The sequence below is a fragment of the Amycolatopsis kentuckyensis genome (assembly GCF_002155975.1).
In the GTDB taxonomy this organism is placed as follows: domain Bacteria; phylum Actinomycetota; class Actinomycetes; order Mycobacteriales; family Pseudonocardiaceae; genus Amycolatopsis; species Amycolatopsis kentuckyensis.
In genome coordinates this window covers 41,453-67,846 of record NZ_MUMI01000096.1, presented here as the reverse complement: position 1 = coordinate 67,846, position 26,394 = coordinate 41,453, and the positions used below count along the sequence as shown (strand labels likewise).

Here is a 26,394-nt window from a genome sequence, read left to right as displayed (position 1 = left end):
TCGTGACGGCTGTACAGCCGCCGACGTGAAATTCGCGCGAAACCCGGATTTGTATCTCCGATGACAGAGAACTGCGAATCATTTCATCCGGGATATCTTGTCCGTTGCACGGCCGCCGCCGGAGAATTCCCGGTAAACCGGGAAACGAAGGAGTGTCGCGATGGCCGTTCTGGTCACGGGCGCGCGGGGAGCCGTGGCGCGCGAAGTCGTCAGCCAGCTGCTGGCCGCGGGGGAGCGGGTCCGCGCGGCCAGCGCCGCCGGTCCGCCCGTCGGCTTTCCGTCCGAAGTGGACACTGTGCACGCCGACCTCGGCGATCCCGCGACCCTGCCCGCGGCGCTGGCCGGCGTGGAGAAAGTGTTCCTCTACGCCGAGCCGGCGGGGGCCGACGGGTTCGCCGCCGCCGCGCTGGCGGCCGGGGTGCGGCACGTGGTGCTGCTGTCCTCCGGGGCGATCATCCACCCGGGAGCGGGGAACGGCCCGATCGCGCTCAAGCACGCCGCCGTCGAGAAGGTGCTGGAGGCCTCGGGCATCCCCTGGACGTTCGTCCGCCCGGACGCCTTCGCGGCCAACGCGTTGCAGTGGGCGGCGGGCATCCGCGCGGAGGGTGTCGTGCGCACCGCGTTCCCCGCCGCGGCCAGCGCGCCGATCCACGAACGCGACGTCGCGGAAGTCGTGGTGACGACGTTGCTCGAGCCGGGGCACGAGGGGACCGCGCCGGCCCTCTCCGGGCCGGAATCCCTCACGCAGGCCGAACAGATCGGGATCCTCTCGGACGTCCTCGGCCGTCCCGTGCGGGTTCAGCGCATCGCCGTGGCCGAAGCCCGGCGTCAGCTCGAGGCGGTCCTGCCGGTCGCCTTCGCGGAATTCCTCGTCGAGGCGCAGGCGGCGGCCGAGCTCGGGCCGGCGACGGTCCGGACCGGAGTGGCCGACATCACCGGCCGGCTTCCGCTGAGTTTCGTCGAATGGGCCAAGGAACACGCCGGCGACTTCCGCGCCCCGGTGCCGGATCTGAGTAAGAACTGAAATTCCCCTGACATTCTTTGCCGACATTCACCAGTGGTGCAGTTGTGCCGGGTCCCGCGGGCAAGAAAAATGGATGTGTACCCGGCGGAAATCGTTCCCGCCGATCTGTCACCCACCTCAACTCGGGAGAGCCGAATGGACGCTGCTGTCGTCGTGGCCGGGGCCGGCCCGGCGGGTCTGACGCTGGCCGGGGAACTGCGGCTGGCCGGGATCGACGTCGTGGTGCTCGACCGGCTGCCCGCCCGGACCGGGGAGTCGCGCGGGATCGGGTTCACCATCCGCACGATGGAGGTGTTCGACCAGCGCGGGCTGCTGCCGCGGTTCGGCGACATCGAAACCGGCGGCTTCGGCCACTTCGGCGGCATACCGCTGGATCTCGGGGTGCTCGAAGCGGGCTGTGAAGCGGCCAAAACCGTGCCGCAGTCGGTGACCGAGACCGTGCTCGAGAACTGGGCACGCGGGCTCGGTGCGGACATCCGGCGCGGCCGCGAGGTCACCGGGCTCACCGAAGACGACGAAGGCGTGACCGTGCACCTGGGCGGCACCGACGAGGTCGTCCGGGCCCGCTTCGCCGTCGGCTGCGACGGCGGCCGCAGCACGGTCCGCAAGGCCGCCGGGTTCGACTTCCCCGGCACGGAAGCGACCACCGAGCTGTTCCTCGCGGACCTCCGCGGCGCCGACATCGAGCCGCGGATGATCGGCGAACAGGTCCCGGGCGGGATGGTGATGGCCGCCCGCCTGCCCGACGGCACCCAGCGGATCATCGTCGGCGAGCACGGCACGCCGCCGCGCCGCCGGGCCGGGCCGCCGGCGTTCGCGGAGGTCGCCGACGTCTGGAAACGGCTGACCGGACAGGACATCTCGGCGGCCGAGCCGGTCTGGGTGAGCGCTTTCGGCGACGCCGCGCGGCTGGTCACCGCCTACCGGCGCGGGCGGGTGCTCCTCGCGGGCGACGCGGCACACGTGCACCTGCCTGCCGGGGGCCAGGGGATGAACACCGGCATCCAGGACGCGGTCAACCTCGGCTGGAAGCTCGCGGCGGTGCTGCGGGGCACCGCGCCGGAGTCCCTGCTGGACACCTACCACGCCGAACGGCACGCGGTCGGCAGGCAGCTGCTGACCAGCACCCGGGCGCAGAGCCAGCTGATCCTCGGCGGGGAGGACGTCGGGCCGCTCAAGGCCGTCCTGGCCGAGCTGACGCAGTTCCCCGAGGTCCAACGGCATCTCGCGGCCCGGGTGAGCGGGCTCGACATCCGCTACGACGTCGGCGGCGGCACGCACCCCCTGCTCGGCCTGCGGCTGCCGCGGGTGCGCCTCGGCCGGGGCCTGCGGGAAACCGCCAGTGCCGAGCTGCTGCGGCCGGGCCGGGGCGTGCTGCTCGATTTCGACGGCAATCCGCGGCTGCGCGCCAGGGCCGACGGCTGGACCGACCGGGTCGACGTCGTCACCGCGGCCCCGCTCGCGCCCGTGCCCGGCCCGCTCCGGGACACCGCCGCCGTCCTGGTCCGCCCGGACGGCCACGTCGCCTGGGCGGCCCCGGGCAGCCACCACGACCTGCCGATGGCCCTGGACCGCTGGTTCGGGCCCGCCCGTTGACACACCGAAAGAGGAAACCCATGCACAGCACCCTGATCGTGGCCCGGATCCGACCCGGCGCCACCGGCGACGTGGCGGAGCTGTTCGGCGCGTTCGACCGCACCGACCTGCCCGCGCGGATGGGCACCCGCCGCCGTCAGCTGTTCGAGTACCAAGGCCTGTACTTCCACCTGCAGGACTTCGACTCCGACAACGGCGGAGAGCGCATCGAGGAGGCCAAGACCGACCCGAGGTTCGTGGGGATCAGCACGGACCTCAAACCGTTCATCGACGCCTACGACCCGGAGACGTGGCGTTCACCGGCCGACGCGATGGCGCACCGCTTCTACCACTGGGCGCAGCTGTGAGCGCCGGGGACCGCCGCCGCGTGGTGATCACCGGGCTCGGCGTGACCGCACCCGGCACGCCCGGCGTGAAGGACTTCTGGCAGCTGCTGGCCGAGGGCCGGACCGCGACCCGGCGGATCTCGCTGTTCGACCCGGCACCGTTCCGGTCGCAGATCGCCGCCGAGGTGGACTTCGACGCGGAGCTGGCCGGGCTGAGCCCGCAGGAGATCCGGCGGATGGATCGCGCGGCCCAGTTCGCGGTCGTCACCGCGCGCGAAGCGATCGCCGACAGCGGCCTGGAGTTCTCCGCGCTCGACCCGCACCGGATCGGGGTGACCATCGGCAGCGCCGTGGGCGCCACGACCGGGCTCGACCAGGAGTACCGCACGGTCAGCGACGGCGGGCGGCTCGACCTCGTCGACCACGCCTACGCCGTGCCGCACCTCTACAACTACTTCGTGCCCAGCTCGTTCGCCACCGAGGTGGCGTGGGCGGCCGGCGCCGAGGGACCCGCCACGGTGATCTCCACCGGGTGCACCTCCGGTCTGGACGCGGTCGGCTACGCGGCCGACGTGGTCCGCGAAGGCACCGTCGACGTGATGGTGGCCGGGGCGACCGACGCGCCGATCTCGCCGATCACGGTCGCCTGCTTCGACGCGATCAAGGCGACGACCCCGCGCAACGACGACCCGGAGCACGCATCGCGGCCCTTCGACGCCAGCCGCAACGGGTTCGTCCTCGGCGAAGGTGCCGCGGTGTTCGTGCTGGAGGAGCTGGAAAGCGCCCGCCGGCGCGGCGCGCGGATCTACGCCGAGGTCGCGGGTTACGCGACGCGGTCCAACGCCTTCCACATGACCGGGCTGCGCCCGGACGGCAAGGAGATGGCCGAGGCGATCCGGGTCGCGCTGGCCGAGGCCCGGCTGAACCCGGCGGACATCGACTACATCAACGCGCACGGCTCGGGCACCAAGCAGAACGACCGGCACGAGACCGCGGCGTTCAAGCGCAGCCTCGGCGAGCACGCCCACCGCACGCCGGTGAGCTCGATCAAGTCGATGGTGGGGCACTCCCTCGGCGCCATCGGTTCGATCGAGGTGGCCGCTTCGGTGCTGGCGATGACGCACGACGTCGTGCCGCCGACGGCGAACCTGCACACCCCCGATCCGGAGTGCGACCTCGACTACGTCCCGCTGACCGCGCGGGACTGGAAGACCGACACCGTGCTGTCGGTCGGCAGCGGGTTCGGCGGTTTCCAGAGCGCGGTCGTGCTCGTGGACCCGGAGCGGGGTGGGGCATGACGGTGCGCACCGCGGCGGCGCCGGTCGTCACCGGGCTCGGCGTGGCCGCGCCGACCGGCCTCGGGCTCGAGCGGTACTGGGCCGCGACGCTGGCCGGGCGCAGCGGGATCGGCCGGATCACCCGGTTCGACCCGTCGTCCTACCCGGCCCGCCTGGCGGGGGAGATCCGCGACTTCAGCGCCGAGGAGCACCTGCCGAGCCGGCTCCTGCCGCAGACCGACCGGATGACGCGGATCGCGCTGGTGGGCGCCGACTGGGCGTTCGCCGACGCCGCGCTCGTGCCCGCGGAACTGCGCGACTACGAGGCCGGCGTGATCACGGCCGGGCACTCCGGGGGCTTCGAGTTCGGTCAGAACGAGCTGAAGGCGTTGTGGAGCAAAGGCGGCCAGTACGTCAGCGCGTACCAGTCCTTCGCCTGGTTCTACGCGGTGAACAGCGGCCAGATCTCGATCCGCAACGGGCTGCGCGGCCCGAGCAGTGTGGTGGTCAGCGACCAGGCCGGTGGCCTGGACGCGGTCGCGCAGGCCCGCCGGCAGATCCGCAAGGGCACGTCGGTGGTGCTGGCCGGCGCGGTGGACGCGTCGCTGTGCCCGTGGGGCTGGGTCGCGCAGCTCGCCGGTGGGCGGCTCAGCGTGTCCGAGGATCCGCACCGCGCCTACCTCCCGTTCGACGCTCGCGCGGCGGGGCACGTACCCGGCGAGGGCGGCGCCTTGCTGGTGCTCGAGGACGCCGAACACGCTCGCCGTCGCGACGTGCCCAGGATCTACGGCGAGATCGCCGGGTACGCGTCCACAGTGGACCCTCGGCCGGGTGCCGGCCGCGGGCCCACGCTGCGGAAGGCGGTCGAGCTCGCGCTCGCCGACGCCGGGGCCGGTCCGGAGGACGTCGGAGTGGTCTTCGCCGACGCCGCCGCCGTGCCGGAGCTCGACCAGGCGGAGGCCGAGGCGATCACCGCCGTCTTCGGGCCCCGCGGCGTGCCGGTGACCGCGCCGAAGACCGCGACCGGACGGCTCTACTCCGGCGCCGCCCCGCTCGACCTGGCGGCCGCCTTCCTGGCCCTGCGCGACCAGGTGCTCCCCCCGACCGTCGGCAGCACCCCCGCCGACCGCTACGAGCTCGACCTGGTGACCGGCGCCCCGCGGCCGGCCACGCTCCGGTCCGCGCTCGTCCTCGCCCGAGGCCAGGGCGGGTTCAACTCCGCCATGGTCGTCCGTTCCGTTCCGTGAAAGGACCTTCCGTGCCCGAAATCTTCACCCTCGAAGACCTCAAGCGCATCCTGCGCGAAGGCGCCGGAGCCGACGAAGACGTCGACCTCGACGGTGACATCGCCGAGGCGGAGTTCGGCGAACTCGGCTACGAATCCCTGGCCCTGCTGGAAACCAGCGGGCGGATCGAGCGGGAGTACGGCATCCGGCTCGACGAGGACCTGCTGGCGACCGCGCTGACCCCGCGGGCGTTCGTCGACGCCGTGAACGCCCAGCTCGCCACCGTGCAGAGCGTCTGACCACCAGGAGGAGTACATGACCCAGGAAGCCAAGGTCGCACTGGTGACCGGCGCGACCAGCGGGATCGGCCTGGCCTCGGCCCGGCTGCTCGCGCAGCAGGGACACCGCGTGTTCGTCTGCGCCCGTGGCGAAGACGCGCTGCTCCGCACGGTCAAGGACCTGCAGGACGAAGGCCACGACGTCGACGGCGTGACCGCCGACGTCCGCGATCCCGCCTCGATCGGTGCGTTCGTCGGCGCGGCGGTGGACCGGTACGGCCCGGTCGACGTGCTGGTGAACAACGCCGGGCGCAGCGGCGGCGGGGTCACCGCGGACCTCACCGACGAGCTGTGGCTCGACGTGCTCGCCACCAACCTCACCAGCGTTTTCCTGGTGACCCGCGAGGTGCTGAACACCGGCGGGATGCGGACCAGGGAGCGCGGCCGCGTCATCAACATCGCCTCGACCGCGGGCAAGCAGGGGGTCGTGCTGGGCGCGCCGTATTCGGCGTCGAAGCACGGCGTCGTCGGCTTCACCAAAGCGCTCGGCAACGAGCTCGCCCCGACCGGGATCACCGTCAACGCCGTCTGCCCCGGGTACGTCGAAACCCCGATGGCGCAACGGGTCCGGCAGGGCTACGCCGCGGCCTACGACACCAGCGAGGACGCCATCCTGCAGAAGTTCACCGCGAAGATCCCGCTCGGCCGCTACTCGACCCCGGAGGAGGTCGCCGGGCTGGTCGGCTACCTCGCCTCCGACCTCGCGGCGTCGATCACCGCGCAGGCGATCAACGTCTGCGGCGGGCTCGGCAACTTCTGACCCTCCCGATCACCTGCCAAGGAGAAACGCATGACCGCACCCACTGTGCGCGAGGTCGAGCACGAGATCACCGTGCAGGCCGCCGCCGCGGACGTCTACCGGCTGCTGGCCGAGGTCGAGAACTGGCCGCGGCTGTTCCCGCCGTCGGTGTACGTCGACTACCTCGAGCGCACCGGCACCTCGGAGCGGATCCGGATCTGGGCCACCGCGAACGGGGAGGCGAAGAACTGGACCTCCCGGCGCGAGCTGGACCCCGACGGCCTGCGGATTTCGTTCATCCAGGAGGTCTCGGCGCCCCCGGTCGCCGAGATGAGCGGGACGTGGGTGATCGAGCCGCTGGGCCCGGCGGAGACCCGCCTGCGCCTGCTGCACTCCTACCGCGCGGTCGACGACGACCCCGACGGCCTGGCGTGGATCGACCGCGCGGTGGACGGCAACAGCCGGGCCGAGCTCCCGTCGGTCAAGGCCGGGCTGGAGGAAGCCACCCGCAACGCGGAGCTGACGTTGTCCTTCGTGGACAGTGTGCGCATCGAGGGGGCGGCCAAGGACGTCTACGACTTCGTCAACGACGCGCACCTGTGGTCGCAGCGGCTGCCGCACGTCCGGGACGTCGTGCTCACCGAGGACACGCCGGGCCTGCAGGTGCTGCGGATGGAGACGCTGACCAAGGACGGCTCGGCGCACACGACCGAGTCCGTCCGGGTGTGCTTCCCGCACCACCGGATCGCCTACAAGCAGACGACCCTGCCCGCGCTGATGACGCTGCACACCGGCTACTGGCAGTTCGAGGAGGGCCCCGACGGCGTCACCACGGCGAGCTCGCAGCACACCGTCGTGCTGAACCCGGCGAACATCACGAAGATCCTCGGCCCGGACGCCGGGGTCGCCGAGGCCAGGACGTTCATTCGCGACGCGCTGGGCGGCAACAGCCGGGCCACCTTGGCGCACGCCAAGGAGCACGCGGAAGCGCGGCGCTGACGTGCGCCCGGACACCGACGTCCTGATCGCCGGGGCCGGGCCCGCCGGGCTGCTGCTCGCCGGGGACCTGTGCGCGGCGGGGTTCCGGGTGACCGTGCTGGAACGGCTCGCTGTTCCGGACACGGCGTCGAAGGCCTCGACGCTGCACGCCCGGACGATGGAGCTGCTGGCCGAACGCGGTGTCCTCGGCAGGCTCGGCGGCGCCTTGCCCGGCGGCGGGCCGGGGCACTTCGGCGGGCTCCGGCTCGACCTCACCGAGGCCGATCCGGCCCATCCCTACGCGGGCCAGTGGAAGTGCCGCCAGGCGGAGCTCGAGGCGGTGCTGGCCGACCGCGCCGTCGAGCTGGGCGCCCGGATCGAGCGGGGCGTCCGGGTGATCGGGCTGGCCGACCTCGGCGACCACGTCGTCGTCGACGCGGCCGACGACGCGGGCGGCTGCCGCCGGCTGTCGGCGGGGTACGTCGTGGGCTGCGACGGAGAGGAGAGCACGGTCCGCGAGCTGGGCGGGTTCGACTTCGCCGGCCGGGACGCCACCCGGGAGATGCTGCGGGCGGACGTCGCCGGGATCGAGATCCCGGACCGGCGGTTCGAGCGGCATCCGCGCGGGCTCGCCACGGCGGCGCGCTGGCCCGACGGCAGCACGCGGGTCATGGTGCACGTCTTCGGCGCGATTCCGGCTCAGCGCTCCGGCGAGCCGTCGTTCGCGGAGGTCGTGCGGGCGTGGGCCACCGTGACCGGCGAGGACATCGGGCACGGGGAACCGCTCTGGCTCAACGCCTTCGGCACCACCAGCCGTCAGGTGACCGAATACCGGCGGGGCCGGGTGCTGCTGGCCGGGGACGCCGCCCACCGGCAGATGCCGGTCGGCGGCCAGGCGCTCAACCTCGCGCTGCAGGACGCCGCCGCGCTCGCCCGCGCGTTCGTGACCGGCCTGGACGGCTACCACCGCGAACGCCATCTGGTGGGCGCCCGCGCGCTCACCGGCATCTCCGCCCAGTCCCTGCTGCTGCTCGGCGGGCCGGAGGTGGAACCGCTGCGGGAGCTGTTCGCGGAGCTGCTGCGGTTCGGCAGCGTCCGCACGCACCTCGCGCGCTCGATCAGCGGGCTCGGCACCGTGCCCGCGCCACCTACTCCGGAAGGACCCGAAATGGGCAAGCTCGACCACAAGACCGCGCTGGTCACCGGCGCCAGCCGGGGCATCGGCCGCGCGATCGCCCGGCGCCTGGCCGCCGACGGGGCGCTGGTCGCGGTCCACTACGCGAGCAACGAGGAAGCCGCGGCGGAAACCGTGGCACTCGTGGAGAAGGACGGCGGACGGGCGTTCGCTGTCCGGGCCGAGCTGGGCGTGCCCGGCGACGTCCACGAGCTGTTCCTCGCGCTGGAACGGGGACTCAAGGAACGGACCGGCGAAACCACCCTGGACATCGTGGTCAACAACGCCGGCGCGACCACCCCGGCCGGCATCGCGCCGGAGGACGTGACACCCGAGGAGTTCGACCGGCTCTTCGCGGTCAACGCCAAGGCACCGTACTTCATCGTGCAGCGGGCGATCGGCCTGCTGCCCGAAGGCGGGCGGATCATCAACATCTCGTCGGGGCTCACCCGGGTCGCCAACCCCGAGCAGGTGGCCTACTCGATGACCAAGGGCGCGATCGAGCAGATCTCGCTGCACTTCGCGCGGCACCTGGCGCCCCGCGGGATCACGGTCAACAGCGTCGCGCCGGGCATCACCGACAACGGCAGCGCGGTGTTCGACATCCCGGAGGCCGTCGAGCAGATGGCCCAGCTGTCGGCGTTCAAGCGCGTCGGGCAGGCCCGCGACGTCGCCGACGTGGTCGCGTTCCTGGCCAGTGACGACGCGCGCTGGGTGACCGGCGCGTTCCTCGACGCCAGCGGCGGCACGCTGCTCGGCTGACGACTCCCCGCCCGAGAACGGAGCTTCCCGATGGACGTCGGTTTCCTCTTCGACCTGCGCAACCCGCGGCAGTGGCCGCGGCCGTGGGCCGACCACTACGCCTACCACCTCGAGCTGTGCGAGGAGGCCGACCGGCGCGGTGCCGGCGGCGTCTGGTTCACCGAGCACCACCTGTTCGAAGACGGGTACCTGCCGCAGCCGCTCACGTTCGCGGCGGCGGCCGCGGCGCGGACCCGCCGCGTGCGGATCGGGACCGCGGTGGTGCTGCCCGCGCTGCGCAAGCCGGCGCAGCTGGCCGAGGAGGCCGCGCTGGTCGACCTGATCAGCGGCGGCCGGCTCGAACTCGGCATCGGCGCCGGGTACCGCGTGCCCGAATACCGGTTGTTCGACGCGGAGTTCGGCCGCCGGTTCGCCGGCACCGAGCACGTCGTCCGCGAGGTCCGCCGGCTGTGGGCCGAAGGCGGGGTGACCCCGGCGCCGCTGCAGGACCCGGTGCCGTTGTGGGGTGGCTTCTACGGCCCGCGGGGTGCGCGCCTGGCCGGGCGGCTGGGCATCGGCCTGCTGCACATCTCGCACGAGATGTTCGGGCACTACCGCGACGGGCTGGTCGAGGGCGGCCACGATCCCGCGACCGCGCGGGTCTCCGACCTGCTCCCGGTGTTCCTCGCCGACGACCCGGACGCCGCCTGGCCGCGCGTCGCCCCGCACCTGGCGCACCAGATGAACACCTACCGGCAGGGCTCGGTCGAGAGCACCGACCTGCCCCGGCCCCCGCTGGTCACGCCGGAGGAGTTCCGCGACCGGCCCGCGGACGGCCCGTGGGGAGCGCTGGAGATCCTGACACCGGCGGACGCCGCGGCCCGGATCCGCGAACGCACGCGGGGACTGCCCCTGGCGCACCTCATCTTCTGGGCCGACATCGCGGGCCTTCCCGAAGACCTGGTGACCCGCCACATCGAGCTGGTGACCGGTGAGCTCGCCCCGCTCCTGGGCGCCGGCGACCGGGCCGTGGCACATGGCTGAACCACGGCCCGGGCTCCTGCTGTGGGTGCTGTCGGGGAACATGCTCCTCGACGCCGTGGAAGTCTCGGTCGTCCTGCCCGCCCTGGCCCCGGCCCGGACCGCGTTCGGGCTCTCGCCCGTGGGCGGGCAGTGGCTGCTCAGCGGGTTCGCCCTCGGCTTCGCGGCGCTCCTGCTGCCCGGCCCGTGGTCGGCGGCGCGGTGGGGACGCCGTCGCGTCTACCTGGCCGCGATGGTGGTCTTCGTGCTGGCCTCGGTGCTGGGCGGGCTGACCGGCTCGGTCGCGGTGCTGATCGCGAGCCGGGTGGTCAAGGGCGGCTGCGCCGCGCTGACCGCCCCGGCCGGGCTGGCCATCATCACCACCGCGGTTCCCGAGGGCGCGGCCCGGCGCCGGGCGCTCGCCGGCTACGCGCTGGCGGGCGCGGCCGGGTTCACGACCGGGCTCCTGCTCTCGGGTGTCCTGGCCGGGATCGGCTGGCGCTGGGTGTTCTTCGCGCCCGCGCTCGTGGCGTCGGCACTGCTGGCGGGTGCGGTGCGGGTGATCCCGGTGGGTCGCGGCCCGGCGCCTGCCCGCCCCGGCGCGGCGGTCCTGCGAGACCGTTCGCTGCTCCGTGCGGGGGTCGGCGCCGCGGCGCTCAACGGGACCTACATCGGCCTGCTGCTCGTGGTCGTGACCGAGCTGGCCGGCCGGGGGCTGACACCGTGGCTGATCGCGGTCGCCCTGCTGCCCGCGAGCCTGCCGCTCGCCGTCGCGGCGCCGTTCGGGCCGCGGCTGGCGGGGAAGTTCGGCACGCCGTGGCTGATCGCGGCCGGCGCGCTCTGCGCGTTCGCCGGCGCTGCGCTGTTCCTGACGCAGCCGGCTGTTTCGCCGTACGCGACGACGGTGCTGCCCGTGCTGCTGTTCGTCGAGGCCGGGTTCGTGCTGGCGTTCGCCGCGCTGAACATCCAGGCCACCGCGACGATCCCGGCCGCGTCCCGCGGGGTCGCGGTGCCGGTCTACCAGACGTTCGTCCAGCTGGGGTCCGCCCTGGTGCTGCCGTTCGTCGCCCTGCTGCTGGCCGGCGGCGGCGCCCGTGCCGCCGCGGTGCTGCTCACCGCGATCGCCGCGCTCGGCGCGGTGGTCGCCGTCCTGCCCGTCGTCCGCACTCCCCGGAAGGCCCGTCATGACCCGGCAACCCCATGAACTCGTCGTCCTCGTCGGCAGCGTCCGCGACGGCCGGTTCGGCCCGACCGTCGCGCGCTGGTTCGCCGGCGTGGCCGCCGCGCACCCCGATTTCCACGTCGAGGTCGTCGACCTGCTCGAGTACCCGCTGCCCCTGGTGATGCCCGAACCCGGCGTGACCCCGGCGCCGTCCGTGGCGCGGGTCCGGGACGAGCTGGCGGGCAAGCTCGGCGCGGCCGGCGCGTTCGTCGTGGTCACCCCCGAGTACAACCACGCGCCCCCGGCGGCGCTGAAGAACACCATCGACTGGTTCTTCGACGAATGGGCGGCCAAGCCGGTGGCGTTCGTGTCCTACGGCGGTGCGAGCGGTGGCCTGCGTGCCGTCGAACAGCTGCGGCAGGTCTTCGCCGAGCTGCACGCGGTCTCGGTGCGGGAGTCGCTGAGCTTCGCGAACGCCTGGGACCTCTTCGAGGGCGGCCGTCCCGCCGGTGACGACGCCGACGTGGCCGCGAAAGTGCTGCTCGACCGCCTGTCGTGGTGGGCGGCCGCGCTGAGCGCCGCCCGGTCGGCCCATCCCTTCGAACGCTGAGGAGCCGAAGATGACGCTCGTCCCCCCGGACATCGGCCGCGCCGGTGTCGGCGCGGTCCTCGTGGGACACCGGTACGCGCCGGACGAGGCAGCGGCCGCCACGGCCGTGAAAGAGCTGGCGCGGCAGTGGGAGGGCGTCCCGGACGTCCGCTCGGCCGGTGTCTACCGGGACACCGAGGGCACCACGGTGCTCAGCTACGTCCAATACGGAACGTCCGTGGCCCGTGACGTGCCGGGCGGCGTCGTCGAGTACCGGCTGCGCCGTGGCGTCGTCCCGGCGGGTGGTTCGCCGGGCGCGATCGTGATCGCGACCTTCGACGTCGACGGCCCCGACCGCCAGGAGGCCGTGATCTCGGCCCTGGTGTCCACTTTGGAGTCACGACCGGCGCCGCCCGGAATGCTGTCGGCGTACTTCCACGCGAGCGTCGACGGTACTCGCGTGCTCAACTACGCCGAATGGACGACGCACGAGGCGCACGTCGCGTTCCTGGAGGGGGAGACCCGCAGGAACACCCTGCGGGTCTCCACCGGCCTGCCCGGCGTCCGCCCGATCGGGTTCAGGCGGTTCGAGCTGCGAGGTACTCCGCGGTGAGCGTCAGGTGGTGCCGGTAGTTCGCGCCGGTCCCGGGATCGTCGCCCGTGCCGAGCTCGTCCGCCCAGACCTGCTCGATGTGGGCGACGGCCTGCGCTTCGGTCTCCCATTCGGAGAAACTCAGCACGCGCGCGCCGTCCGCGCTGACGTAGAGGTAGGCGGCGATCGCGCCGGGGTAGGCCCGTTCGCTGCCCGCGCGGGCCTCCTCGCCGGCCAGCATTTCGTCCACCCAGGCCCGGCCGTCCTGCCCGTCGTCCATCGTGAAGAAGGCGACCGGGAAGCACTCGGCGGGCGGCACGGGGTCCGGCACGGCGCCCCCGCGGACCACGCGGTGCAGCCGGAACGCCGTGCCGTCGGGCACCTCGCCGAGTGCTTCGTCCAAAGCGGACTCCGAAGCCCATTGGGTGTGGATGAGGACCGACCGGCCGTCCCCGGTGGCGAAACTGCTGAACGCCAGCAGGCCGGCCGGCCACGGACGGGTCCGCCGCCGCCCGGTTTCGGCGTCCAGGACGTCCTGCTGGTGCGCCGGTCCGGCGGTGTCGATCGTCCCGACGTGCACGACGGCGACGCCGGGACGGTCGAGCACCGGGCGGGTTCGGTGGCCGACGGGCATGGTGGTTCTCCTCACGCGAAAAGGGATTTCCCCTATTTTCGGTGCGCTGCCACGCATTCCGCCAGACACGCCGGTTCAGGGTTGTGTCAGGGGAGATCAATTCTTGTCACGGAAAGCAGCTCCCGGGTCAGCACGTCCAGCCGCCGGGCCGATGCCGGGGCGAAGCCCCGCCCGGTCACGCCGAGGGGTTCGCCTTCCACGAACGCGCTGAGCGGGGCGGCCGGAGGCGCCTCGATCAGCCGGGAGATCGGCTCGGCGGCGGCCCGGACCGGCTTGGCGTGCCGTTTCATGTGGTCGATGTGGGCCAGCGTTTCGCGGTCGTAGGTGCCGGAGAACCCGGTCGCCGTGACGCCCGGGTGGACCAGCACGTACCGCGTCGCGCCGCCCGCGTACTGCTCGGCGAAGGACACGCCCAGCAGGTCGTTGAGCTTGCCGCCCTGGCCCAGCGCGAGCCCGCCGTGGTAGCCGCGGCGCAGCTGCAGGTCGTCCCATCGAACCAGCGAGAGGTCCCCGCCCGGCCCGGCGACGTTGACGATCACCGGGACCGGTGCGGCCTCCAAAGTGGACCGCAGCCCGTGGCCGAGCAGGAACCGGCTGAGGTAGAACAGCGCGAAGTTCTCCTCGATCCCTTCCCGGGTGACGGTGCGGGTGGAGCGGTAGTGGCGGGCGCACAGGACGAGCGCGTCGATCGCGGGCAGCCGGTCGGCGAGGTCGGTCACCAGCGCGCGGGTCTCGGCGAGCAGGCTCAGGTCGGCGCGGGCGAATTCCGCCCGGCCGGGCCCGTCGGCGGCGGACACCACCGCCTTGCCCTTGACCTCGTCGCGGCCGACCACGACGACGTGGTCCCCGCGCCGGACGTGGGTTTCGGTGAGGTGGCGGCCGATCCCGTCGGTGCCGCCGGCGATCACGAGGGTCTTCACCGGTGCTCCTCCGCGCCGGCCGCCACCGGCTCGTGCGCGGGCGCGGCGGCGGCCGGCTCCGGACGGCCGGGGATCAGCGGGCTCACCAGCAGCACGACCACCAGCGCGCCGGCGATCCACCAGTAGGCGGTGTGGAACCCGGCGAGCGGGCCGGCGGCGTTCTGCATGATCAGGGCGACGACGGCGATGCCGACCGACGCGCCCAGCTGGTTGAGCATGTAGAGGACCGAGCTGCCCTGCGGCACCTGTTCCGGGGGCAGGGTGCGGTAGAGCGAGCCGATCGTGGGGGCCCCGACCGAGCCGAGCCCGAGCCCGATCGTGAAGGCGACGACCGCGCCGACGACGTGGCTGGTTCCGGCGCCGAGCAGGCTGAACCCGATCGCGCTGAGCAGGGCGACGACGGCACCGCACTGGACCAGCCGCCGCGAGCCGAGCCGGTCGGACAGCCGCCCGGACAGCGGCATCGAGATGGCCGAACCCAGGCCGAGCGGGGCGAGCAGCAGGCCGGCGGCGAACACGCCGTGTCCCCGGACCTGCTGGTAGTAGAGCGGGAGCACGAACAGGCTGCCGAAGGTGGCGACGCCGACCAGCGCACCGGTCAGGACGCTGGCGCTGAAGTTGCGGCGGGCGAACATGCGCAGCTCGATCAGCGGCGGGGTTTCCCGGCGCCGCAGCGCGTGGACGGCGTAGCCGCCGAGCAGCACGACTGCCGCGGCCAGCGGCAGCAGGACCTGCCAGGTGACGAAGGCGCCGCGCTGCGCGGCTTCCGAGAGGGCGAGCACGCCCACCGCGACACCGGGACCGACGAGGGCGACGCCGAGGACGTCCAGCCGGGAGCTCTGGCGCTCCGCCGCGGGCGGGTCGGCGGGCAGCACCCGCAGCGACAGCGCGAAGGCCACGACCACGATCGGGACGTTCACCAGGAACATCCAGCGCCAGTCCAGGTTCTGCAGGATCACCCCGCCGATGATCGGGCCCAGGACCGGGCCGGAGGAGCCGACCACGCCCATCACCCCCATCACCCGGCCGGCGCGGGACGGGCCTGCCGCGCGGGCGAGCAGCATGAGCATGAGCGGGTCGAGGATGCCGGCGCCGACGCCCTGCACGACCCGGAACACGATGAGGGAGCCGACGTCCCAGGCGAGCCCGGAGGCGACCGAGCCGACCAGGAACAGCACGAGCCCGGACAGCCAGAGGCGGCGCGGGCCGACGCGGTCGATCGCCCACGCGGTGACCGGGATGGTGACGGTGAGGGCCAGCAGGTAGCCGGTGGACACCCAGCCGATGGCGCTGAGCGAGGTCTCGAACCGGGAGGCGAGGGTGTCGACGGCCACCGCGGCCATCGACCCGTCGAGGATCCCCATGATCCCGCCGAGCAGGACCACGGCGATGAGCCGCCGCAGCGCGGGATCCAGCCCGGTGTCCGGTTGCTGTGTCATGACCTTGTCTCCCCGGTTCGCTTGGATTGAACTTGCGGGTTCAATGTAGTGATCCGGCCGGTTTACTGACAAGCGGGTTCACGAGAATGAACCAGCGAGTTCAGATCGGGCTCCGTTCGGGTACCCTGCGATGGTGACCGGAATGACGGCCTCGGCCGGGCGCAAGACGTCCCGCGGGCGGATCGACAAGCGGCAGGCCATCCTCGATGCCGCCTTCGACGTCTTCGCCCGGCGCGGCTACGCGCAGGCGTGCGTGCAGGAGATCGCCGAGGTGGCCGGGGTGGCCAAGCCGACCGTCTACAACCACCTCAGCGACAAGGAAAACCTGTTCCGGCACGCCATGGAAGCGGCTGCCGACGCGGTGAGCGAGGAGAACCTGCGGGTCGTCGAACGGCTGCGGACCCTGGGGGAAGACCTGCGCCCCGGGCTGGAGGACATCGCCCACCGGATGCTGCAGACCTGCTGCGACGAGCGCTCCCGCGCGCTGCGGCGGCTGACCTACGCCGAGGTGGCGCACTTCCCGGAACTCGTGGACGTCGTCCAGGCGCGGACCGCCGGCCGGCTCGCCGAAGCGCTGGCCGACCGGCTGGCGCGGCTTTCGCTGGCCGGGCGGCTGCGGTCCTGCGACCCGGTGGCCGCGGCGGAGCAGTTCCTGGCCCTGCTGACCGGCCCGGTCGAGGCGCGGTCACGGCTGGGCACGCGGAAGGTCCCGGCGGCGGAGCTGCGGTCCATCGCCGAAGCGGCGGTCGACACGTTCGTCCGCGCGTACGCGAGTCCCGAAGCTGCGTGAGCGAAGAGGCCACGCCGCGGTCCCGGCGTGGCCTCTTCGGACGGTCACCACTCGACGGGCAGCCTCCGGACGCCACGCATGACCCGGTTGCGGGTCCACTCGACGTCTGCGGCCGGCACCGCCAGCCGCAGCCCCGGCAGGCGCCGGACCAGTGTCCCGATGGCGGTCTGCAGTTCCACGCGGGCCAGCGACGCGGCGGGGCAGTGGTGCGGGCCGTGGCCGAAGGCGACGTGCGGGTTCTCCGCCCGGCCGAAGTCGATCCGCTCCGGATCGGCGAACACCGTTTCGTCCCGGTTGGCCGAGTCGTTCTGGCCCAGCACGGCCTCGCCCGCGCGGATCAGCTCCCCGGCGACCTCGACGTCTTCGGTGGCGATCCGCGAGAACGGTGCGATGCTCGCGGCCAGCGGGGTGTAGCGCAGCAGCTCTTCGACCGCGGCGGGCACCTGCTCCGGGGCGGCCACCAGCCGATCCCACAGGTCACGCCGGCTCAGCAACGTGTACAGGAAGTTGCCCAGCTGGTTGGCGGTCGTCTCGTGGCCGGCGGTGAGCAGGTCGACGGCGAACACGGCGAGCTCGGCCTGGCTGAACCGGTCGCCCTCCTCCCGGACCTCGACGAGTTCGCTGATCAGGTCGTCGGCCGGGTTGGCGGCCCGCTTGGCGATGAGCTCGGCGAGGTAGCCGTCCAGCTGCTCCCGGGCACCGACGATGGTCGCCGGGTCGTCCACGGTCAGCGCCATCATCTGATCGGTCCAGGAGTGGAACAGCTCGCGGTCCTCCTCGGGCACGCCGAACCGCTCGCAGATCACCGTGATGCCGAGCGGCCAGGTGAGCGCCGCGGCGAGGTCACCCGGTGAGCCGCCCGCCTCCAGCCCGTCGACCAGCGAATCCACAATGGACTGCACCCGGGGCCGCATGGCGTTGGCCCGCCGCACGGTGAACGCCTTGGCGGCGAGCCTGCGCAGGCGGGTGTGCTGGGGCGGATCCATGCTCAGCAGCGAGGAATCCTGCTGGATCAGCGGGCTCGAACGGGGGACGTCCTTGCCGACGGTGGCGGCCCGGCTGAACCGCGGATCGCCGAGCACGGTTTTCACGTCGTCGTAGCGGGTCGCCACCCACGCGTCCCCGCCGTGCGGCATCGTCACCCGGACGAGCGGCTTTTCCCGTCGCAGCCGGGAGTATTCGGGGTCGAGGTCGAGACGTTCGGAGGTGAAGTCGGTGGCGTGGAACGGGCAGCCCCGGCTGCCCCGCTCCGGCTGGGTCGTCGTCATCGGCGCGTCCCGTCGCGGTCGAAGGGTGGGATCCCCGCCGAGCGTAGGTCGGCATTGACAATTCGGTTCCAGCCGGATGTCAGGCAAAACCAAAACTCCGGCCGGCGGATGCACGTCGACGGGCCGGGCCGGGGCGCTCCGGTGGGCGAGGTCGTCGAAGCGATCCACCCGGACCCGGGTCGCGCCCGCCCTCGGCTGCCGCCCTGATCACGGTTTCCGAGCCGGCGCCGGCCGGTCGCCCCAGGCGTCGAGGTAGGTGATGTCCGCCGGGTCCGGGCGTGCGGCGGGCCGGAAGTCGCGCTGGGTGGTGTAGGCGACGGCCAGCAGGCTGATCTGCAGGACGTCCTCGGGAATGCCGAGCAGCGCGGCGACGTCGGCTTCGTGGTCCTGCAGGTGGTAGCCGCAGATCGAGCTGCCGAGGCCGCGGTCGCGCAGGGCGAGCTGGAAGCTCCAGATGGCGGGGTAGGCGGAGCCGAAGTACGCGGATTGCGAGAACGCGTCGGCGGGCGGGCGGCCGATCATGCAGGGGATGGCCAGCACCGGCACGCGTTCGAGGTTGCGCACCAGGTGCTGGGCGGACTTGAGGGCGCGTTCCTCGACGAGGTGGCCGTACTGCGCCCAGGCCGCTTCGGCCGTCTCGCGGCTGTACGCCGCGATCTCGGCCTTGCGGTCGGCATCGCGCACGAGGAGCCAGCGGAACTGCGTGGCCATGGCACCCGCGGCGGGGGCTTGCTGGGCGATCTTCAGGCAGTCGTCCAGCACTTCCTGAGGCACTTCGCGGTCGAAGTCGAGCTTGCGGCGCACGGATCGGGTGGTGGTGAGCACGGTTTCGGCGTCCATACTTACAGTGTATGCATACACTGTAAGTATGGCTTTGACTCGGGAGAAAGTCCTCGACGCGGCGTTGCGGCTGGCCGATGAACAGGGTCTGGCGGCGCTGTCGATGCGCAAGGTCGCGGCTGCGGTCGGGGTCGAGGCGATGTCGCTCTACAACCACGTCTCGAACAAGGGTGATCTGCTGGACGGGCTGACGGCGCGGGTCTTCGAAGAGGTCGCGCTGCCGGATGCGGCGTTGCCGTGGGACGTGCGTCTCCGGGCGCTGGCTTCCGGGCTGCACGCGAGCTTCACGCGGCACCCGGTGGTCGTCCGGGCGCTGGCGGCGCAGGAGGCGAACCCGCGCTCGGCGGGGGCGTTGCGGGTGATCGACGCGGTACTGCACGCGTTGCTCGACGCGGGCCTGTCCGACGAGGCGGCTGCTCGCAGCTATCGATCCCTGCTGGGAATGCTGCTGGGCTCGGTGCTCACCGGCACGACCGGCGCCGGCCCGAAGGCCGAACGCGCCGAGCCGGTGGGCGCGTGGTTCCGTCGGATGGTGACGGCCGAAGAGCTGCCGAGCCTGCACCGGGTGCTGCCCGCGCTGGAGGCGGGCGACTGCGTCCAGGACTTCGAGTACCAGCTCGGACTGCTGATCGGCGGGCTACGGCCGGCGCAGGACAACACCGGTTTCGTGTGAACAGGGTCAGTGCGGCAAGGTGGCGTGGTGTTCCAGGAACCGGGCGACGTCCGACGGATCCTCGAGCGGCAGCGGGTAGATCACGAGGCGGTCTACTCCGAGTTCGGCGTAGCGCTGCGCGGCGCGGGGTTCCACTGCTACCGGATCGAGCGGCAGGTAACCGATCTCCAACCGGCCCAGCCGCGCCGGACGTTCGACCTCGCTCGCGGCCTGCCGCAGCCCGGCCAGGTGCCGGGGTAGGTCGTCGAGCGTGCCGTTGCCGAACCAGCCGTGGCCGCGGGCGACCGCGCGGCGGAAGGCGGCCGGGCTGTGACCGCCGATCACGATGCGCGGCCCGCCTTGCCGCGCCGGGCGTGGATGCGCGTCGATGTCGTGGAACGTGACGAACCGGCCCTGGTACGACGGAGCCGGGTCGGTCCACAACGCGGTCATCGCGTCGATGTACTCGTCGGTCCGCTGGCCTCTGCCGGACATCGCGACACCGACCGCGCGCATCTCGGGTTCGAGGTACCCGGCGCCGACGCCGAGCAGCAGGCGGCCACCGCTGAGCACGTCCAGGCTCGCGGCCTGCTTGGCGAGGACGAGCGGGTTGCGTTGCGGCAGGATCACGATCCCGGTCCCGAGTTCCAGCCGCCGGGTGACGGCCGCGACGTAGGACAGGTGCACCAGCGGGTCGAGAATCGGGTCGGTCGGCTCCATCGGCGAGTCCGCCACCCGAGGGCTGGGAAGCACTACGTGATCGCCCGCCCACCACGACGAATAGCCGAGGTCCTCGGCCAGCCGCGCCAGCCTGACCGTCTCGGCCGGGCCGAGCGTGGCCTTGGCGTTCAACCCCGACACTCCCAGTTCCATCCTCGATACCTCCTGCTGTCGATGATCACTTCTCATCGTCCGGCAGTTCGGCGTCCGCCGTCCAAGACCTGTGGCTATAGCCTATGGCTATGGATGTCCACGTCCGGGACCTGCGTTACTTCGTCGCGGTGGCGGAAGAGCTGAGCTTCACCAGAGCGGCCGGCCGGTTGTTCATCGCCCAGCCGTCGTTGAGCAAGCAGATCCGCCGGCTCGAAACCTCGCTGCGGGTCACGCTCTTCGAACGGGACCACCGCACCGTCGCGTTGACCGCCGAGGGCGCGGCGTTGCTGCCGCGGGCCCGGCAGATCATCGAGCAGTGGGAGGCCGCCGAGGGCGCGGTCGCCGACGCGGTCGCGGCGCGCCGAACGGCGCTGACGATCGGTTTCCACACCAGGATCGGCCGTGGTCTCATCCCCGGCGCCATGGCCAGGATGGCGACGGTGCTGCCGGGGTGGAAGCTTCTGTTCCGGCAGGTCTCGTGGAGCGATCCCACCGTGGGGCTCGCGAGTGGCGAGGTCGATGTGGCCATCGCGTGGCTACCGCTCCCCGACCACGGCGAATTCTCGTGGAAGGTCGTCGCTGCGGAGGAGCGGTGGGTCGCCCTGCCCTCCGGCCACCGTCTCGCCTCGCGCGCGGTCGTCCCGCTGGATGAACTGGCCGACGAGCCGTTCATCGCACTCCCGCAAACGGCGGGACCGCTTCGTGAGTTCTGGTTGGGAAACGATCAGCGCCGGACTCCGGCACGAGTCGTCGCGGAGGCCGAAACCGCCGAGGAGTCCATCGAAGCTGTCGGCTCCGGGCTCGGCGTGGTGCTGCTGTCCGCGGGCAATGCGGAGATCTACCAGCGGGACTCCATCGTGTGCCGCCCGGTCCTGGGGCTTTCGCCGAGCGAGCTCGCCGTTGCCTGGCGTGCGGATGACGGCCGTCGCGCGGTGCGCCTCGTTGTCGAGGCGTGCGCCCGATGCCTCTGCGGCCGACCGGACGCCAGCTCGTCGGCCGGGTGACGAGCACTCCTAGTCTACTGTGGACTGCCAGCGGCGTTGGGGCGCAGGTCCGAACGAACTGCGGACGCTGCACCGGATCTCCGAGAAGGTGCTCGCCCGCGTCGAGTGCGCACAAGGGAACCGACGCGAGGCGGCTAGTTCGTGTACACGGCGTCCTTGCCGTACAGGGGTTTGGTGAAGCTGGAGAGGTAGGTGTGCACGTCGGCGGCGCCGAGGTTGTAGGTCAGGTACACGCCATAGCCTCCGCTCACGGTTCGCTGGGCGAGGCTGGCGGCGGTGCTGGTGGACGTCGCTGCGATCTGGACCGCCGCGGGGGAGAGCCCGGATTTGGGGAGGGCGATGTTCGGGACGCCCCAGGTGCCGTAGTAGGGGTTCCAGGCGTAGTTGAACTTCGAGGTGATGTCGGTGCCGCCGTAGGACAACCTCGATGCTGCCGGCCCGATGTTGTACAGCGAGATCAGCTTGGTGGGCATCGCCGCGCGCAGAGCCGTGACGAGGTGGACGAAGGAGCCGGCGTTGGGCTGGCCGGTGCCGTTGTTGCCGTACTCGGCGTATTCGTCGTCGAAGTCGATGCCGTCGAGCCCGTACTTGGTCACGGTGGCGGACAGCTGTTCGGCGAAGGCCGCGGCCGCTTGCCGGGACGGGAAGTTGGCGAATCCGGCGCCCTGGTGGTTGCCGAGGACCGACAACATGACCTTGATGCCTTTGGCCTGCAGCGGGCGGACTTGGGTGTTCACGTTGTCGAGGACCTTCTGCACGTTCGGGTTGAAGTACAGGTAGGCCGACTTCGTCGCGGTGTCGTAGTTGATGTTGGCGGCGAAGATGACGCCGATGTCGAACACGTTGCCGCCGCCTTGGGCGAGCGCGTACTTGCCCACGTTCAGCATGCTGTTGCTGTTCACCTCGACGTAGGCCACGGTGATCGGCCCGGCCTTGCGCGGCGCGGCGGACGTACTGGCCGCGCTCGGGCCGGTCGTCATGCCCGCCAAGAGGGCGGCGCCTGCCAGCAACGCGGTGATCCGGCCAAGCTTGACCACGGTAGATCAACTCCCGTCGAGTGGTTTGAACCATTGTCCATGTAGGTGCTTTTCCGCCACCGTGTCAAGAGAGGTGATCGAGCAACGCGGTCGGTACCTCGTTCGGCCTACGCGGTTCGTCGGATCCCGGTTCTTCCCGGGTGGCGCGGGTGCCGCGATTCTCGGAGCGGCACCCGCGCCGGTCCCCGGCACGGGCGGGAATCAAGGGAGCCGGGCCACCTCCGCGTCCGTCAACGCCTTGCCGGCCACCGTGACGTCGTCGACCGCGCCGCCCCAGGAATCGACGTTGCGGCCGTCGTACTTGGCCCGCCCGACCGTGAACGCGCCGGTGCTGACCAGCGCCGGTCCGGCCGGGGCCGTCGCGACCTTCACACCGTCCACGTAGAGCCGGATCTCGGTGCCGGCGCGCACACCCGTGAGCTCGTACCAGCGGCCGATCTCCGGCACGACCTCGTACCTGGCCCGGTTGCCGCCGGGCGTGCTGAACGCGAACGCGCCCTGCCCGTACTGCAGGTAGAACGGGCTTTCCCGCTCGCGGCCGTCCTGGCTCACCGCGGTCGCGTAGTTGCCGGGCAGCGCGTCGAGCCGCACCTTCGCGGACACGGTGTAGTCACCGGTCGTGTCGACGACCGGGCCGTAGGTGTCGGCGGAGCCGCCGGTGAACTGCAGCGCGCCGTCCTTGAAGGCCGCACCGGTGGGGGTGAGCGTCAGCGGGTTGTTGCCGCCGCTCGAATCCTTCGCCGTCGTTCCCCCGCGTTCGTCGAGGTTCCACGAGCCCTTGCCCGCGTACGGGTAGGGCTTCCCGGCGTTGGCACCGGCCTCGATCACGCGCCGGTTGATCTCGCGGACGGGACCCGGGTCGACCTTGAGGCGCTTGCGGTCGTAGGTCCAGAGCCCGTTGAGCTCGCCTTCCAGGTCGGTGACCTGCGTGTAGACCGACGCCGACAGCTCGGCTCGGGCTTGCCCGAGGTAGAACGTGCGGGTGTTGTCGACGTACTTCGCCGTCAGCGCCGCCTTGTCCGCCACCCCGCTGTAGATCGCGATCGGCGCACCCGGCCACTGGTGACCCGGCGTGCGCAGGGTGAAACCGCCGTGCTCGCCGTCCATCGCGACGCGCGTGCCGTCGGAGCGGGCCGGGTCGGTGTTGTTGTAGTCGTGGTGGTCGATGACGTCGCCGCGGCCCGAGTCGCCCTTGGAGGCGCAGCAGTTCACGCCGCTGTGGGCGTTGACGATCCGGCTCGGGTCGGTGGCCTTGACCTGGTCGGTGATCCGGCCGGTCGCGGTCTTGTCCCACTCGCCCCAGCCCTCGTTGAACACGATCCAGGCGTAGATCGACGGGTAGTTCTGCAGCTGGTGCATCTCTTCCAGGCCCTGGCTGAGCCACGCCTGCTGCGCCGCGGGGTTGTTGCCGTCCTCGACGGACACGAAGTCCTGCCACACCAGCAATCCGAGCCGGTCCGCGTGGTAGTACCAGCGGGCCGGTTCGACCTTGATGTGCTTGCGGACGGCGTTGAAGCCGAGGTCCTTCTGCGCCTTCAGGTCGAACACGAGGGCCTCGTCGCTCGGCGCGGTGTTCAGGCCGTCGGGGTAGAAGCCCTGGTCCAGCTGCATCAGGTTGAAGATCGGCTTGCCGTTGAGCGTCAGCTTCGGCGTGCCGCCGACGTTGGTGATGCCGGTGGACCGCATGCCGAAGTAGCTCTTGACCTTGTCGCCGCCCAGCTTGATCTCCAGCTGGTACAGGTACGGGTCGTCCGGCGTCCACAGGTGCGGGTTCGGCACCGGCAGCTTCAGGTTCGCGTTCGCCGGTCCGCTGACCGCGGCGACCTGCCGGCCGCGCGCGTCCTTGGCGACCGCCGTGACGGTGGCGTTCCCCGCGGACTTGACGGTGAGCGCCAGCGAATTCGTGGTGAGGTCGGGCGTCGTCTTGATCTCGTCGATGCCCTTGTCCGCCACGGGTTCCAGCCACACCGTCTGCCAGATGCCCGACGACGGCGTGTAGAAGATGCCGCCGGGGTTGGGGGACTGCTTGCCCTTGGGCTGGTACGGGCCGGTCGTGTCGGTGACGGCGACGACGATCTCCTGCTCGTCGCCGCGCTTGAGCGCGTCGGTGATGTCGGCGCCGAACGCCGTGTACCCGCCGGTGTGCTCGGCGACGAGCTTGCCGTTCACCCACACCTTGGCCTGGTAGTCGACCGCCCCGAAGTTGAGCTTGAGGCGCTGCCCGCCGCCGATCTTCCAGTCGCGCGGGACGGTGACCGTGCGGCGGTAGAACATGTGGTCCTCGTGCCGTTCGAGCCCGGACAGCTGCGACTCGATCGGGTAGGGCACGACCACCTTTTCGGGCAGCCGCTTGCCGAACGCCGGCTGCTGGCCTTCCTTGGCCGCCGAGAACTCCCATGGGCCGTTGAGGTTGACCCACTTGTCGCGCTCGAGCTGCGGCCGCGGGTACTCCGGCAAGGGGTGGCGCGGGTCGACGTTCTCGCCCCACGGCGTCCTGAGCCGTTCGGTCGAAGCGTTCGCGACGGTGCGTCCGGTCTTGCCGATCTTCGTGCCGTTCACCGTGAGCGCGCCCGCGCCGTCGTAGTAGAGCGTGACCCGCTGGCCCTTCAGGACTCGTTCGGCCAGCCGGATCGTGGCCCGGGTGCGGGTGGTCGTGATGAACGAGACCGGCATGGGCGTCGCGTCGACCTCGATGCGCAGGTGGTCCTTCAGGTCGCTCGTTCCCGAGACGCGGCCGTCGAAGTCGGTCGTGAGCGTGCGGCCGTCCTGCGACACTTCCGCCGTGCGCGGCACGATCGCGTAGTCGGCCGGCGGCGTGAACGCCGAGAGCGGCACGATCTGCTTCGCGAGGGTGGGGCTCGACCAGCGCAGGAACATGTTGGCACCGCCGGTGTCCTGGAACATCTCCAGCTTGAAGGCGTACTGCTTGCCGGCGGTCAGGGTGACCGGCGCGCTGGTCTGCTCGGTGTCCCAGTCCCCGACCCAGTGGTCGATCACCGGTGCGCCGTCGATGAGCAGCCGGAACCCGTTGTCGCCGATGGCGTAGAACGTGTAGTCGCCGGTCTGCGGCACGGCGAGCTGCCCGCTCCACCGCGCGGTCGTGTGCTCGGTGCGCCCGGCGACCAGCCCGAAGACCGAGGTCAGATCCGGGTGGTCGACCGCCCCGTCGAGCGCGGTACCGGCCAGGTTCGCGAAGTCCCGCGCACCGGGCGCCGACATGGTGAAGTATTCGGCCTTCAGGCCGTGCACGGCCTCGGCGGCACCCGCGGGCGGCGTGCCCGACGCCACGCCCAGCCCCACCAGCAGGGCGAGGAGGACGGAAGCGGCTCTTCTCATGGGCGAGGTCCCCTTCACTTTTACAACGTTGTAAAACGCTCGGGGAGATCCAATCAGACAAGCCGGACCCCGAGATACCGCCGAATGTCGGTATCTCGGACTCCGAGTGCCGTCGGCAATGGGCCGCCCAGGGTGAGCTTTCCCGTGCTCGCGCGGTTCAGCGAAGGCGGGCGGCGACGGCGGCGACCCACAGCATCGCGGTGATGGCACCGATGGCGAGGGTCAGCGAACCGGCCGGGCCACCGGTCATCGCCCAGACGTCGCCGAGCAGCAACGCGGTTCCGGCGATGGGGGAGACCACGGCGTCACGGTGGTTGCCGCTGCGGGCGAAGTCGCGGCCGAGGACGTAGCAGGCGGCGATGAGCGAGATGAACGCGATGCTGCCGGCGGCCATGTGCCCGTAGGAGTGCCACGACATCGCCTGCGGTATCCCGGCCGGTGTCCCGGTGGGAAAGCCGTCGGCCGGGTCCATCGGGAGGAGGCTGGCCGCGAGCATCCCGACCCCGTTGACCAGCACGAGCCGTGGCGCCCAAGTGCTGGTCAGGGCCTGGCGCAGGCCGGTTGCGCCGATGACGATCAGCAGGCCGGCGACGACGAAGTTGGCGATCTGCAGCCAGCCGAGCGAGCCGGTGCTGAGCATGCTGAGCGGGTGGCGGGTCAGGTCGAAGCCGTCGCGGAGGGCCGCCTGCGCCAGGGAGACGGTGGCCCACAGTGGCGCCGCGACGGCCAGGCAGGTCAGCCGGGCGGAGGCGGTGGGGCGCTGGGTCGTGGTGGTCATGTCGGTCCTTTCCCGAATCCGGTCTTGCCCGGACGTCGCCC

At 71.9% G+C, this 26,394-nt stretch carries 25 protein-coding genes; 16 read left to right on the top strand and 9 right to left on the bottom strand.

The features are described from left to right. The first annotated feature begins 160 nt into the window (after positions 1-160). The 13 genes from CCN39_RS11100 to CCN39_RS11040 all read left to right on the top strand — a co-directional run bounded on the left by CCN39_RS11100 (position 161) and on the right by CCN39_RS11040 (position 12,803). A complete protein-coding gene (locus CCN39_RS11100) occupies positions 161-1,024 on the top strand; it encodes an NAD(P)H-binding protein (RefSeq protein WP_086840981.1) in 864 nt (287 codons plus the stop codon). 135 nt (positions 1,025-1,159) lie between these two features. Further along, positions 1,160-2,620: an FAD-dependent monooxygenase gene (locus CCN39_RS11095; protein ID WP_086840980.1), complete on the top strand. Its 1,461-nt coding sequence runs from the start codon at positions 1,160-1,162 to the stop codon at positions 2,618-2,620. Positions 2,621-2,640: 20 nt separating this feature from the next. Next, on the top strand, positions 2,641-2,967 hold the full coding sequence (locus CCN39_RS11090) for a TcmI family type II polyketide cyclase (RefSeq protein ID WP_086840978.1): 327 nt from the start codon (positions 2,641-2,643) through the stop codon (positions 2,965-2,967). Further along, the gene (locus tag CCN39_RS11085) at positions 2,964-4,244 is read left to right on the top strand and encodes a beta-ketoacyl-[acyl-carrier-protein] synthase family protein (RefSeq protein ID WP_086840976.1); all 1,281 of its coding nucleotides are present in this window, start codon (positions 2,964-2,966) and stop codon (positions 4,242-4,244) included. The genes CCN39_RS11090 and CCN39_RS11085 overlap by 4 nt, the downstream gene beginning before the upstream one ends. After that, complete coding sequence (locus CCN39_RS11080; protein ID WP_086840974.1) at positions 4,241-5,470, top strand: ketosynthase chain-length factor; 1,230 nt, start codon at positions 4,241-4,243, stop codon at positions 5,468-5,470. Before CCN39_RS11085 ends, CCN39_RS11080 begins: the two co-directional genes overlap by 4 nt. An 11-nt stretch (positions 5,471-5,481) precedes the next feature. Then, positions 5,482-5,748, top strand: coding sequence for an acyl carrier protein (locus CCN39_RS11075; RefSeq protein ID WP_143264010.1), 267 nt, complete (start codon positions 5,482-5,484; stop codon positions 5,746-5,748). Between the two features lie 16 nt (positions 5,749-5,764). Then, complete coding sequence (gene fabG / locus CCN39_RS11070; RefSeq protein ID WP_086840970.1) at positions 5,765-6,547, top strand: 3-oxoacyl-ACP reductase FabG; 783 nt, start codon at positions 5,765-5,767, stop codon at positions 6,545-6,547. A gap of 30 nt (positions 6,548-6,577) precedes the next feature. Further along, a complete protein-coding gene (locus CCN39_RS11065) occupies positions 6,578-7,525 on the top strand; it encodes an aromatase/cyclase (RefSeq protein WP_086840968.1) in 948 nt (315 codons plus the stop codon). 1 nt (position 7,526) lies between these two features. Beyond that, complete coding sequence (locus CCN39_RS52775) at positions 7,527-9,440, top strand: SDR family oxidoreductase (protein ID WP_086840966.1); 1,914 nt, start codon at positions 7,527-7,529, stop codon at positions 9,438-9,440. 30 nt (positions 9,441-9,470) lie between these two features. Further along, positions 9,471-10,463: an LLM class flavin-dependent oxidoreductase gene (locus tag CCN39_RS11055; protein WP_086840964.1), complete on the top strand. Its 993-nt coding sequence runs from the start codon at positions 9,471-9,473 to the stop codon at positions 10,461-10,463. Continuing rightward, positions 10,456-11,643, top strand: a complete 1,188-nt coding sequence (locus tag CCN39_RS11050; protein ID WP_086840993.1) for an MFS transporter — start codon at positions 10,456-10,458, stop codon at positions 11,641-11,643. Before CCN39_RS11055 ends, CCN39_RS11050 begins: the two co-directional genes overlap by 8 nt. Beyond that, positions 11,624-12,211: an NADPH-dependent FMN reductase gene (locus tag CCN39_RS11045; protein WP_086840962.1), complete on the top strand. Its 588-nt coding sequence runs from the start codon at positions 11,624-11,626 to the stop codon at positions 12,209-12,211. Before CCN39_RS11050 ends, CCN39_RS11045 begins: the two co-directional genes overlap by 20 nt. A gap of 10 nt (positions 12,212-12,221) precedes the next feature. Beyond that, the gene (locus tag CCN39_RS11040; protein WP_086840960.1) at positions 12,222-12,803 is read left to right on the top strand and encodes a putative quinol monooxygenase; all 582 of its coding nucleotides are present in this window, start codon (positions 12,222-12,224) and stop codon (positions 12,801-12,803) included. Here CCN39_RS11040 and CCN39_RS11035 read toward each other — a convergent pair. From CCN39_RS11035 to CCN39_RS11025, 3 genes are all read right to left on the bottom strand, one after another. Continuing rightward, complete coding sequence (locus CCN39_RS11035) at positions 12,769-13,416, bottom strand: hypothetical protein (RefSeq protein ID WP_086840958.1); 648 nt, start codon at positions 13,414-13,416, stop codon at positions 12,769-12,771. The two genes, CCN39_RS11040 and CCN39_RS11035, sit on opposite strands and share 35 nt — an antisense overlap. Positions 13,417-13,502: 86 nt before the next feature. Next, the gene (locus CCN39_RS11030; RefSeq protein ID WP_086840956.1) at positions 13,503-14,336 is read right to left on the bottom strand and encodes an SDR family NAD(P)-dependent oxidoreductase; all 834 of its coding nucleotides are present in this window, start codon (positions 14,334-14,336) and stop codon (positions 13,503-13,505) included. Then, on the bottom strand, positions 14,333-15,775 hold the full coding sequence (locus CCN39_RS11025; RefSeq protein WP_086840954.1) for a DHA2 family efflux MFS transporter permease subunit: 1,443 nt from the start codon (positions 15,773-15,775) through the stop codon (positions 14,333-14,335). The genes CCN39_RS11030 and CCN39_RS11025 overlap by 4 nt, the downstream gene beginning before the upstream one ends. A 130-nt stretch (positions 15,776-15,905) precedes the next feature. Between CCN39_RS11025 and CCN39_RS11020 the strand changes: the two genes are divergently transcribed. Then, on the top strand, positions 15,906-16,565 hold the full coding sequence (locus CCN39_RS11020; RefSeq protein WP_086840952.1) for a TetR/AcrR family transcriptional regulator: 660 nt from the start codon (positions 15,906-15,908) through the stop codon (positions 16,563-16,565). A gap of 44 nt (positions 16,566-16,609) precedes the next feature. Here the strand turns inward: CCN39_RS11020 and CCN39_RS11015 are convergent, their stop codons facing one another. Both CCN39_RS11015 and CCN39_RS11010 read right to left on the bottom strand, forming a co-directional pair. After that, complete coding sequence (locus tag CCN39_RS11015; RefSeq protein WP_086840950.1) at positions 16,610-17,833, bottom strand: cytochrome P450; 1,224 nt, start codon at positions 17,831-17,833, stop codon at positions 16,610-16,612. 207 nt (positions 17,834-18,040) lie between these two features. Further along, a complete protein-coding gene (locus tag CCN39_RS11010; RefSeq protein WP_086840949.1) occupies positions 18,041-18,673 on the bottom strand; it encodes a nitroreductase family protein in 633 nt (210 codons plus the stop codon). A 28-nt stretch (positions 18,674-18,701) separates the two neighbouring features. On the opposite strand from CCN39_RS11010, the gene CCN39_RS11005 reads away from it, so the two are divergent. Beyond that, complete coding sequence (locus tag CCN39_RS11005) at positions 18,702-19,346, top strand: TetR/AcrR family transcriptional regulator C-terminal domain-containing protein (protein WP_086840947.1); 645 nt, start codon at positions 18,702-18,704, stop codon at positions 19,344-19,346. A gap of 6 nt (positions 19,347-19,352) precedes the next feature. Here CCN39_RS11005 and CCN39_RS11000 read toward each other — a convergent pair whose 3' ends face one another. Continuing rightward, the gene (locus tag CCN39_RS11000) at positions 19,353-20,198 is read right to left on the bottom strand and encodes an LLM class F420-dependent oxidoreductase (RefSeq protein ID WP_086840946.1); all 846 of its coding nucleotides are present in this window, start codon (positions 20,196-20,198) and stop codon (positions 19,353-19,355) included. Positions 20,199-20,281: 83 nt separating this feature from the next. Between CCN39_RS11000 and CCN39_RS10995 the strand changes: the two genes are divergently transcribed. Next, the gene (locus CCN39_RS10995) at positions 20,282-21,202 is read left to right on the top strand and encodes a LysR family transcriptional regulator (protein ID WP_341867704.1); all 921 of its coding nucleotides are present in this window, start codon (positions 20,282-20,284) and stop codon (positions 21,200-21,202) included. A 134-nt stretch (positions 21,203-21,336) separates the two neighbouring features. Here CCN39_RS10995 and CCN39_RS10990 read toward each other — a convergent pair whose 3' ends face one another. The 3 genes from CCN39_RS10990 to CCN39_RS10980 all read right to left on the bottom strand — a co-directional run bounded on the left by CCN39_RS10990 (position 21,337) and on the right by CCN39_RS10980 (position 26,353). Beyond that, positions 21,337-22,239, bottom strand: coding sequence for an endo-beta-N-acetylglucosaminidase H (locus CCN39_RS10990; RefSeq protein ID WP_086840945.1), 903 nt, complete (start codon positions 22,237-22,239; stop codon positions 21,337-21,339). 201 nt (positions 22,240-22,440) lie between these two features. Further along, positions 22,441-25,575, bottom strand: a complete 3,135-nt coding sequence (locus tag CCN39_RS10985; protein WP_086840943.1) for a LamG-like jellyroll fold domain-containing protein — start codon at positions 25,573-25,575, stop codon at positions 22,441-22,443. 157 nt (positions 25,576-25,732) lie between these two features. Next, the gene (locus tag CCN39_RS10980; RefSeq protein WP_086840941.1) at positions 25,733-26,353 is read right to left on the bottom strand and encodes a DUF998 domain-containing protein; all 621 of its coding nucleotides are present in this window, start codon (positions 26,351-26,353) and stop codon (positions 25,733-25,735) included. Positions 26,354-26,394 lie beyond the last annotated feature (41 nt).

Bases quoted from the DNA above. Each gene is read 5' to 3' on its own strand.
- CCN39_RS11100 (WP_086840981.1), top strand. From the start codon at position 161: ATGGCCGTTCTGGTCACGGGCGCGCGGGGAGCCGTGGCGCGCGAAGTC.
- CCN39_RS11095 (WP_086840980.1), top strand. From the start codon at position 1,160: ATGGACGCTGCTGTCGTCGTGGCCGGGGCCGGCCCGGCGGGTCTGACG.
- CCN39_RS11090 (WP_086840978.1), top strand. From the start codon at position 2,641: ATGCACAGCACCCTGATCGTGGCCCGGATCCGACCCGGCGCCACCGGC.
- CCN39_RS11080 (WP_086840974.1), top strand. From the start codon at position 4,241: ATGACGGTGCGCACCGCGGCGGCGCCGGTCGTCACCGGGCTCGGCGTG.
- fabG (WP_086840970.1), top strand. From the start codon at position 5,765: ATGACCCAGGAAGCCAAGGTCGCACTGGTGACCGGCGCGACCAGCGGG.
- CCN39_RS11065 (WP_086840968.1), top strand. From the start codon at position 6,578: ATGACCGCACCCACTGTGCGCGAGGTCGAGCACGAGATCACCGTGCAG.
- CCN39_RS11055 (WP_086840964.1), top strand. From the start codon at position 9,471: ATGGACGTCGGTTTCCTCTTCGACCTGCGCAACCCGCGGCAGTGGCCG.
- CCN39_RS11050 (WP_086840993.1), top strand. From the start codon at position 10,456: ATGGCTGAACCACGGCCCGGGCTCCTGCTGTGGGTGCTGTCGGGGAAC.
- CCN39_RS11045 (WP_086840962.1), top strand. From the start codon at position 11,624: ATGACCCGGCAACCCCATGAACTCGTCGTCCTCGTCGGCAGCGTCCGC.
- CCN39_RS11040 (WP_086840960.1), top strand. From the start codon at position 12,222: ATGACGCTCGTCCCCCCGGACATCGGCCGCGCCGGTGTCGGCGCGGTC.
- CCN39_RS11035 (WP_086840958.1), bottom strand. From the start codon at position 13,416: ATGCCCGTCGGCCACCGAACCCGCCCGGTGCTCGACCGTCCCGGCGTC.
- CCN39_RS11025 (WP_086840954.1), bottom strand. From the start codon at position 15,775: ATGACACAGCAACCGGACACCGGGCTGGATCCCGCGCTGCGGCGGCTC.
- CCN39_RS11020 (WP_086840952.1), top strand. From the start codon at position 15,906: ATGGTGACCGGAATGACGGCCTCGGCCGGGCGCAAGACGTCCCGCGGG.
- CCN39_RS11015 (WP_086840950.1), bottom strand. From the start codon at position 17,833: ATGACGACGACCCAGCCGGAGCGGGGCAGCCGGGGCTGCCCGTTCCAC.
- CCN39_RS11010 (WP_086840949.1), bottom strand. From the start codon at position 18,673: ATGGACGCCGAAACCGTGCTCACCACCACCCGATCCGTGCGCCGCAAG.
- CCN39_RS11005 (WP_086840947.1), top strand. From the start codon at position 18,702: ATGGCTTTGACTCGGGAGAAAGTCCTCGACGCGGCGTTGCGGCTGGCC.
- CCN39_RS11000 (WP_086840946.1), bottom strand. From the start codon at position 20,198: ATGGAACTGGGAGTGTCGGGGTTGAACGCCAAGGCCACGCTCGGCCCG.
- CCN39_RS10995 (WP_341867704.1), top strand. From the start codon at position 20,282: ATGGCTATGGATGTCCACGTCCGGGACCTGCGTTACTTCGTCGCGGTG.
- CCN39_RS10985 (WP_086840943.1), bottom strand. From the start codon at position 25,575: ATGAGAAGAGCCGCTTCCGTCCTCCTCGCCCTGCTGGTGGGGCTGGGC.
- CCN39_RS10980 (WP_086840941.1), bottom strand. From the start codon at position 26,353: ATGACCACCACGACCCAGCGCCCCACCGCCTCCGCCCGGCTGACCTGC.